At 44.1% G+C, this 9,060-nt stretch carries 7 protein-coding genes; 1 reads left to right on the top strand and 6 read right to left on the bottom strand.

Annotation, left to right across the window (positions count from 1 at the left end; genetic code table 11):
• Window positions 1–332 (bottom strand): tyrosine-type recombinase/integrase (locus JKK62_RS08485; protein WP_201427545.1); only part of this gene is annotated, 332 nt, incomplete at its 3' end.
• Between the two features lie 559 nt (window positions 333–891).
• On the opposite strand from JKK62_RS08485, the gene JKK62_RS08480 reads away from it, so the two are divergent.
• Window positions 892–1,143 (top strand): hypothetical protein, encoded by a 252-nt coding sequence (locus tag JKK62_RS08480; protein ID WP_201427544.1) that lies wholly within the window; start codon window positions 892–894, stop codon window positions 1,141–1,143.
• A 236-nt stretch (window positions 1,144–1,379) separates the two neighbouring features.
• On the opposite strand, the gene JKK62_RS08475 is transcribed toward JKK62_RS08480, so the two are convergent.
• The 5 genes from JKK62_RS08475 to JKK62_RS08455 all read right to left on the bottom strand — a co-directional run.
• Window positions 1,380–2,096, bottom strand: coding sequence for a cohesin domain-containing protein (locus tag JKK62_RS08475; RefSeq protein ID WP_201427543.1), 717 nt, complete (start codon window positions 2,094–2,096; stop codon window positions 1,380–1,382).
• A 17-nt stretch (window positions 2,097–2,113) separates the two neighbouring features.
• Window positions 2,114–5,773 carry a leucine-rich repeat protein gene (locus JKK62_RS08470; RefSeq protein ID WP_201427542.1) on the bottom strand — a complete coding sequence of 1,220 codons (3,660 nt, stop codon included), beginning with the start codon at window positions 5,771–5,773 and terminating at the stop codon, window positions 2,114–2,116.
• A gap of 459 nt (window positions 5,774–6,232) precedes the next feature.
• Window positions 6,233–7,759, bottom strand: a complete 1,527-nt coding sequence (mobP3, locus tag JKK62_RS08465; protein ID WP_201427541.1) for a MobP3 family relaxase — start codon at window positions 7,757–7,759, stop codon at window positions 6,233–6,235.
• On the bottom strand, window positions 7,752–8,162 hold the full coding sequence (locus JKK62_RS08460; RefSeq protein WP_201427540.1) for a ribbon-helix-helix domain-containing protein: 411 nt from the start codon (window positions 8,160–8,162) through the stop codon (window positions 7,752–7,754). Before JKK62_RS08460 ends, mobP3 begins: the two co-directional genes overlap by 8 nt.
• Window positions 8,163–8,434: 272 nt before the next feature.
• Window positions 8,435–9,060 (bottom strand): tyrosine-type recombinase/integrase (locus JKK62_RS08455; RefSeq protein WP_201427539.1); only part of this gene is annotated, 626 nt, incomplete at its 5' end.

The raw sequence follows: 9,060 nt of genomic DNA, 5'->3' as shown, positions 1-9,060 counted from the left end.
ACAGGTTTGTTGCCGATGTAAGGATAGATTTGGTGCTCGGCTGTGCACTCATATCGATCATAGGTCGTGCGCTCCACCTCCGGGAATTTATAAACTCTCAGCCAGTTCTTCATGCTCTCTTTGAGAGGTTTCCGCGACTCATCCGAGTCAGCAACTTGTTCGTTGAAGTTCTTGACATAGTCCGTCATCTTTGCCTGCAGTGTCTTTTTCTTCTTCGATGAAAAGCTCTTGCGCTGCGTTACACCAAACTCATCCTTGTAACGCACCAGACCTATCCATCTGCCGTCGCTTTTCTGCCAGATGTTTCCGTTGTCTAATAATTCTCGTTTCATGGTATCACTCCTTCATTTTGGTAACCACAACAATACCACAAGCATTGGTCAATATCCAGCGGAATTCAAAAAAATATGGGGTTCACTTTGTCAATTTAGGAACTCTCATAATCAATAATAAACGGAAGGGTGTACAATAAAACGGACACCTCGTTGATATGCCCCCTGGGTAGACATTTTTTGAACGTAATACCCAGCCACATCGCAGCCGCCGAAAAAAGACGTGCGGTTTTCGGCTCTGAAAACATGGTCGGGCAGCGGTCAAAGACCACGTAACTCACGTGCGCAAATAAGCTTTCATGCACGTGATATCCCTGATAATGAAATGCAATTGACGTGCGTCTCAAACGCTGAAAACACTGTTTTTATTCAAATTGGCGTTTTTGTGTTGAAAAATGCTTGACAAAACCGCGTGTCTGTGGTATCATAGTCCCTGCAAGTGAGCGAGGCTCACCACGCAGCAACAGAACACTTAGGGGTATAGCTCAGTTGGTAGAGCAGCGGTCTCCAAACGTCAACCGCGACTTAATTACCCGCATGATTACTGGTTTTCTCAGGCTTGAAACGTTGGTTTCAAGCCTTTTTTGCGCTTTCAATTTTGCAAGTCATTAAAGTGATTTATGCAAAATCGAGTCCAAAACCGGCAAAAGATTTTGACACAGCATCAAAAGACCAGCAATTTTTCATTAGGCTGAAATCAGGCGGTTTTTCTTGCCCGAAAGCTACGACTGATACTTTTTCGAGTATTTTAACACAATTTTCAAACCTGTCTCTCCTATCAATTACCAATTTAATTTTCCCCCAATCATAAATCTAAATTTCTTCTCGATAAAGTATAAAGACGCTGCACCCAACAAGTAAGTCAAGTGCAGCGTTCGTCGTTTAAATTGTAAATGCTCTCAAACCGCCGTCAGCAAATTCAGCACAGCAGAATAGAAATAACAACTGGGTTTTCGTTTTGAGAAAAATCCCTTTCTTTGTTTATGCGGTGCAAATTTTGAACTCAATTAAACGGTCTTTATGTTTCCAAATGTAGCCCGATGTGGTTTATCCCAAATGATCGATCAACTCAGCGATGTATTTTTGGATCATGGTTGCATCAGTGATATCTACCTTGCCATCAGTATTTGTGTCAGCAGCTTTTTTCTGCACGTCGCTCAGCTCGATCAGCTCAGCTATGGCTTTCTGAATCAACGTAGCATCGGTAATATCGACCTTCTCGTCGCCGTTTACATCACCAATTATAACCGCGGATTGGTAAATATCTACTCCGCCGGCTATTACATTAAAATATATCAGGTTAAGGTCCTTGTCATATATATCGTAGTTATTATAATCATAAGATAATTCTATCGGATACAACTTTCCTTTTTCAGCGCTTTCACTCACCTTAAAAGTCAATGTCACAATAGTTCCGTTATCTGAATAATTCGAGGTTGCAGTATCATTGACCCACGCTAAAGTGTAGGGCGATACTAATTCCGGCTTATGCGCTTGTGATCCGAGCATATCTGAATCGGTCACCTTCAACAGCGTCAGAACGCTGTTGTCAAATGTGACTCTGATTGTCGCGGAAACTATACCGGGGTTATTGGATATACTTATTTTCACGTCAACGGTATCTCCCGGATCCGCTTTAACCCTATCTGCCGAAACTGCTGCATTTTCCGCGCTGTAAACTGTAATTTGAGCTGCTGAAGAGAACAACAGCAATATCATCAAAAACAGCGATATCGCCGCTTTACCTTTGTTTGCTTTTTTCACCTTATCCCTCCTGAAAATCAGCCTCTGTACGGAAGCTCACTGCAATCTGCCCAATTTGCCAAATAACGAGTCAGGATCACTCTGTCTAAGTTATTGACAATTCCGTTACAGTCGACATCCGCGGCTTTGAGATCGATATCCTGATAATCGTTCCAGTCTGCAAGGTATCGAGTCAAATATACTCTGTCAAGATTATTGACCGTTCCGTCGGAATTAACGTCTCCGAAGATGTAATTCACAACTTCTACCGACCCGTTTTCTACACCGAACCTCACCTTGTTCAAATCTTTATCAAAAATATCATAGTTGTCATAATCATAGCTGACACGAACATCATACTTGCCTGCGGAAACTCCGTCTTTGATTCTGAACGTCAGTGTTGCGATCGTGCCGTTAGCCGTGTAATTTGTGACTGAGGTATCATTTGCCCAAGACAGTGTATAAGGAGAAGTATACTCAGGTTTATGGGAATTATTGCCCAATATCCCGGCATCTTTGACGCCGACAAGCTCCAAGGCAGAGTTGTCATACGACACGCTTAAGGTCATTCCTATAACGCCGGGATTGCCGGAAATGGTGATCGGTACGTCTACTGTTTTACCCGCCGTTCCTTTTGCATCGAGAACCTTGATCAATGCGTCGGAAGGTTTGGGAAGGACTTTTACGGAAATGTTCTTGCTGTAGATTTCCTCTTCCGAACTGTTCAAAAGCTGAATATCAAAGGTTACGGTTCCGGGGGATATTCCGTAAAAAGTTATCGGTACGGTTTTAGTACCCCAATCCACTTTGCCCCAAGACGCGGAACAAATGCTATCATCTCCGTTCACATACCGCAGCTTCTTAACATCATCTCCCGTGAACTTAACAGTCACTGTAATACTTTCTCCCTCATAAATAGTAACATCTTCGGGACTGAATGTTATGGAGTGATCGTAACCCCATACGGCATAATACACCTGATTTCCCGTCGGCGTAAGATAATAAACGCCTGACGTTGCCGAAGAGCTTGTTGACCAGCCTTTATAACTATAGCCGGAACGGGAAGGCGTCGGAAAACCAAATGAGTTTCCGGCTTTTGTCAGAACATAAGCGGGGCTGACCGAACCGCCGTTAGCGTTCAACGTGGTTTTGTAGAAAGTAATTGATACTGTTTTTGAAATGGTTTTACCGAAATTTAACGTTGCATAATATGTTCCGGGCGCATCAACGTTCTGCCAGCGGTCGGTATATCCGTGCAGACTGCCGCCTAAATCCACATATTCTACTTCTACATACTTATTCTTGGAATAATCCGCATTGGTTCCCCAATAATAACCTTTTATATCTTTTATCTCTGTTATTTCAAGCGCGACCTCCTGGATCGACGCAACGTCATTTGTAGACGTCAAAACAAACGATTGCTGCGTATCCACCTTGGGAATAACCGTTACAAAAACACTCTCGCTGTACAGGATATTGTTAGAACTATCTATGAGCTGAACAACGAATGATTTTTTACCGGGTTTTTTTCCGGTAAGTACAAATGAACCGGTTCCTTTGCTCCAGTCAACGCTGCCCCATTTTGCTGAGCAAATATTACCGTCACCATCTTCAAAGCCCAAGTATTTGATACCGTCTCCGGAGAATTTTACATTTACCGTAACGCTTTCGTCCACATACATAGTAACGCTTTCGGGACTCAGTGTCAGTGAATAATCAGAACCGGATTTCCAAACTGCATAATATGTTTGATCCAGAGTCGGTGACAGCGAATATATACCCGATGATGCCGAAGAATCTGCAGACCAACCGTTAAAGGTATAACCGGAACGTGTCGGGGTCGGCATAGTAAATGAATTGCCGTACTTTGTCAGAACAGAGGCAGGGCTGACCGAGCCGCCGTTCGCGTCCAGTGTCGTATTGCAAAAAGTTACGGATGTATTATAACTGTTACCGTTTGTGTCATACACTGTCAGTTGATAGGTGCCGCTTGAAGAAACGGTTACAGTCGTCGAGTAATTCTTGCCGGATATTTTTTTATATTCCGGCAAAACACCTGAACGGATGTTTCTGAAATAGTACCCGTCTAATCCGACATTATCGCTCATGGTAAGCGTGACTGTCTGATTTGAAGAAACATTATTTGTCGAAGAAATACTTGCGGTGGGGCTCGTGGTATCCGCAGAAATGTCGGACCATATAGCGTAATATGTTTGATCCGAGCTCGGTTTTAGAGTATATATTCCGGATGACGCCGAACGGTCTGTAGACCATCCCATATAATCCGGACCATTACTACCGACTGATAATCTCAACGGCGTCGGGAAATCAAAAGAGTAACCAGACCTTGTCACAACTGATGACGGGCTGACAGAACCGCCATTCGCGTCAAGGGTCGTCATATAAAAGGTCGCCGATGTTTGAGCAATATTTCCGCTTGTGTCCTTTACGGTCAGATAATATGTACCACCTGATCTGACGTATTTTGTCGTTGTATAGCTTGTGCCGGAGATACTTGTGAAGTTCGGCGATTTGCTTGAGCTTGTTCCCCAATAATATCCCGCTAATCCGACGTTACCGCTCATAGACAGCGTGACCTTTTGCTCAGAGGTCACTTCGTTTTCCGAATAGATGCTCACGGAAGGCTTTGTGGTATCTCCTCCGTTATACCATTGCAAATTACAGGCTTCCGCGTTTGCATTACAAAAATCCTGTGCAAATGAACCGTTAACTCCGTGGATAACTGCAGTTACGGTACGTCCTATGCCAAACACCTCATTGTCTTTATAAACCTTATTTTCGCTGTTGGCGTTGCCAATCTTAATAACAGAAGCGGGTATCGTCACCTTGCTGAGGTTGCTCTTGTAAGCGGAACCGATATAAGCAAATGCGTATTTGCCGATTACCGTTGTTCCCTCGGCAATATATACCTCTTTCAATGAATCATTATAACCAAAAGCATAATTTCCCATTTCCGAAACATTATTGCCGATTTTTACAGTTTCAAGTTTTCCGCAGGTGCCAAATGCACCCTGCCCAATCGAAGTAACGCTGTCCGGAAGCGTAACATTAACTATATTTCCGCACAAAGCGAAAGCGCTTGCTCCGATCTTTTGAACTTTGCTGCCAAACTTTATGGAACTTATGCCGCTGGATTCAAATGCATAGCTTCCTATTTCCGTCACCGAATCAGGGATAGTAATATTTTGAGTCAGCTTTGAGCACCTATAAAAAGCATAACTGCCTATTGTAGTCAATGTACCTGGAAGCGTAACTCTTTCCAAAGAAGAGCACTCTCCGAAAGCGTAATATCCCAAAACAGTTGTTCCGCTGTTAATAGTCACGCTTTTCAACCCAGAACAATACCCAAAAGCATAATTGCCCATTGATGTCAGCGCGGCTTCAATTTTAACTTCCGTTATAGTTGTTTTGCCTCTGAACGCTCCGGTTCCGATTCCGACGACAACATTACCGTTTATTTTTGCCGGGATCGTTATAGATTCGCTGCTGCCGGTATAGCCTGTAATAGTAACTTTTGAATTACTGTCAACCGTATAGTTAAATCCATTATAATTCAGCGTAGCTCCTATCGCCGCCGAATCGTATCCGCTTTCTGTCGCCGCTGATGACGGCAGAACAGTTACCGCACTAAAACAAATTATCAGTGCAATCAGAACGGATAAGCCTTTTTTCAACATAAGATTTCCCCCTTCAAGGTAAATTCACATTCACAGCAAGATCACACACGCAAAAGTGCATTATCCTGCTGTTGAATCACAATCCCTATTCATCAACATAATAAACAAGTATAGCTAATGAGATTTAATCAAAAGCGAACTGCACACTTTAGTTAGTGTTGAAAAAATTAAATATTGCCGCATTTTGATCATACCATATTACTCAACTTACCGCAATCCAAATTTTAAGTGTCATTTTTGGCAATTATGCACATAAGCAAGCCAAAAACGGGGCATACACCGCTTTGTATGCCCCGTTTCAGTATCGTTCCTATTAATTATTTTTCCGCGCTAAATCACCCAAAACTCGCAACAACCGCCCAACACCGCGTGAACGGTTTTGACGGGCATTTTCCCGCCTAACTCTAACAAATCGCGTACAGGGCGAAATTCGGTAAAACAGGGTGCAAATCAGGCCGCTCACATAGAAAACCCGAAGTGTTGTTCATCTTCATCGAGGTCATCGTCCTCATCATAATCGTCCTCGTCCAGATATTCGGCATAGGCGGCGTCAAAATCATAATCGTATTCAGTTTGAGGTTCCTGTTCCTCCGTATTCTGAGCGCTGTCCTGATCACCGAGCGAAATCAAGTAATCAAGCATAGTCAGGATCCCTTCCGCAGCTTGGCTGTCGTAAACTTCATCATCAGTGCCATAGCCGTCTGCACCTTCTTTCTGCCCGTGAGCCAGCTTTTTCTCACGGATTTTAGCTCTCTCTTTGCTGTCCGTTAAGGGCATCATCCTGTTGAGTTCGTCTAATCTTTTGCTTGCGCTGTTGACGATTTGCTTTGCCAGTATGGAGAACAGAAAACCGCTATGCGCGGTGTTGACTGCAACCGGAGCATTAAAATTCATACTCAACGCTGTGCGTATCAGCATATTTTTCAGTGACCGCAGCTCCGGGTTCTTCTCGATTGGCACGTCGGGCTTGTCCTTTGTATCGTAGTAAAGGCTCAACTTTTCGCGGTTGACCTCATTCCATTTTGAATAGATTTCTGCTAAATCACTGTCTTTAGCAAACTCACGCAGAGCGAAATCTACCAGCTTTTTCATCTTTCGCGGTAGGTATCCGTAGAGTTTCTTTCCTTTCTGCTGTTGTAATTCGTCCTTGATTTTTCTCAACAGAAAAAGATAATAGTCGACGTTGGGCAGCGATTGCCGCGCCTGAATTTGCTGTAACAGGTCTGCCAAATTATCTTTCAACTCATTACGATAGCCTGTTTCTATCGTCGCCAGCTTGTATTGTTCATCTCGAAATATGTCCTGACCGAAGGCGCGGCGAAGCTCCTTGATTCCCTTTTCAGATAGGAAACCCTCCTGACCTTTCGAGAAAATCACCAGATGGATATGAGGATGGTGCGTTGTATTATGAAACGCGCCGTACCATTCCAAGTCTTCCACCTTGATTCGATGGGCTTTGGCAATCTCATTCATGTTCCGGCGAACAAGATTTTTCCATGCTTCGGCGTTGTTGAAATGCAGACGTTCGGCATCCTCACGACGCAGGCTGACTACCTCTGTCCAGATAACGCCGTCATGATTTGCAACACGTTCTGCGACGGTATCGAGATCGATCGGCATATCGAATTGTGTAAACAATCCGTGAGAGCCGAGCTTTTCAACGCCGGGACGGTTGGAAATATAGCTGACCAAGCCCTTCAATTCATCTGCGCGGTCAGCGTATCTCTCCGCAACTGCGTCAAGGAACTCATTCGCATTTTCACTTGTCGGCATTGCATAATAGTCATCATATTCAAGAAACTTTTTGCTTTGAGGGAAGTGCTTCACCACAGATAGAATGAGGTCGTGTTGTTTTGAAGTTGCGAGATTATACTTTTGACCGCTCGGCAACTTCTCAACGCCCTCACGTGTAGCCATATACCGGATGAGGTCAGCCATATCCTTTGCGCTTTTTTGGAAGCGACATGATACAATAATCTTAGCCATTTTCTTCTCCGTTGATGTAATCTATCGCTTTTTCAAGGTTAAGTACACCGTTATGTTCAGCGACAAGCTGCTCGGAAACATCGTTCAAATAATTCAAAGCATAGTCGTTTAGATCGCTATTACGCGCAGAAAGAATATTGCTTTTGCTCACCTCAACCGCCAACTTAAAAAGCATCTCACTCAGGTTTTCCTCAAACCTGCCGAGCACCAGCTTGATGTTTTGGCTGATGATTGGCGACAAATAGCTGACACTTCCCTTTTGAGCGAGGTATCCGAGGTAGTAATCTACCGCTTCACGCACCAATGAACTGCGTGAGTAGCCCTGCTCCTTTGACATGATTTCATCCAACTTTTCTAATTGATCTTTCGTAAAACTGATAGTAATCTTCTTGTATTCTTCCATAGTTTCCTCCTGAAAATATCTCGTTCACACAAACGCCGCAAATACCGAGGACTCCCTCAATAATCACAGCTTGTCTACTCAAAACACTGCACAACGGTCGGCTCTGCCGTCCGATGTCATTCGCGGGCCGTCCACCAAAGGACGGCTCGCTTTTACCTGCTTCCAATAATCACCGGCGTTTTTGGTGCTTTTTTCTTTGTTTTCTGTATCACAGATTTCAAACGCAAAAATGGGTGCAGAGCAGAGTCGGCAATCTCTGCCCTGCTTTTGCGTTACAGATTGAAGTTATCGGTCAATCCGGCTAATCTTGTAGTGTCGCGCTTGACATAGTAGATTTCTGTGATTTCCGAAGTGGTATGCCCAAGCAGCTCTGCGACCTGTTTTACTGATAGCGCCTTAACACTACCATCGGGTTGTTTGACACCGTTAATCAGGCGGGTTGCGAATGTGTGTCTAAATGCATGGAGACCTTTATGCTCCATACCTATCGCATCAAGTATGCGATAGAAACGGTTTCGCATATTTCGAGGGTTGGTGAAGTTACTGTTTTCATCCGGTATGAGCGGAGCGTCCTCGCCGAGATACACTTCCTCGCGCAAACGGTTGATCATTTCTATCGCGTTATCATTTAGCGGCACATCGCGTTTACTTGTCTTGCTTTTCAGTTTACCGACTTTGACTTCGAGCTTTGGAACATATTCCAAGCCGTCGCGGACGTGAACTTCCTTAACACCGCGCTGCAAGTGAATCACCCTATTTTCGAGATCTATGTCACTGTTGATGATGCCGCACAACTCCCCTGCCCTCAATCCTGTGTTGAGCATTAAGAAATATGCCGCAGACTGTTGATACACAGGCTTGCCGTTTGCGAAGCGTTTGAAGGCTTCCGCTTTGATCT

It is taken from the genome of Ruminococcus difficilis, from assembly GCF_016680995.1.
Note: the sequence above shows the minus strand (reverse complement) of the source record. Positions and strands in the feature narration are given on the sequence as shown.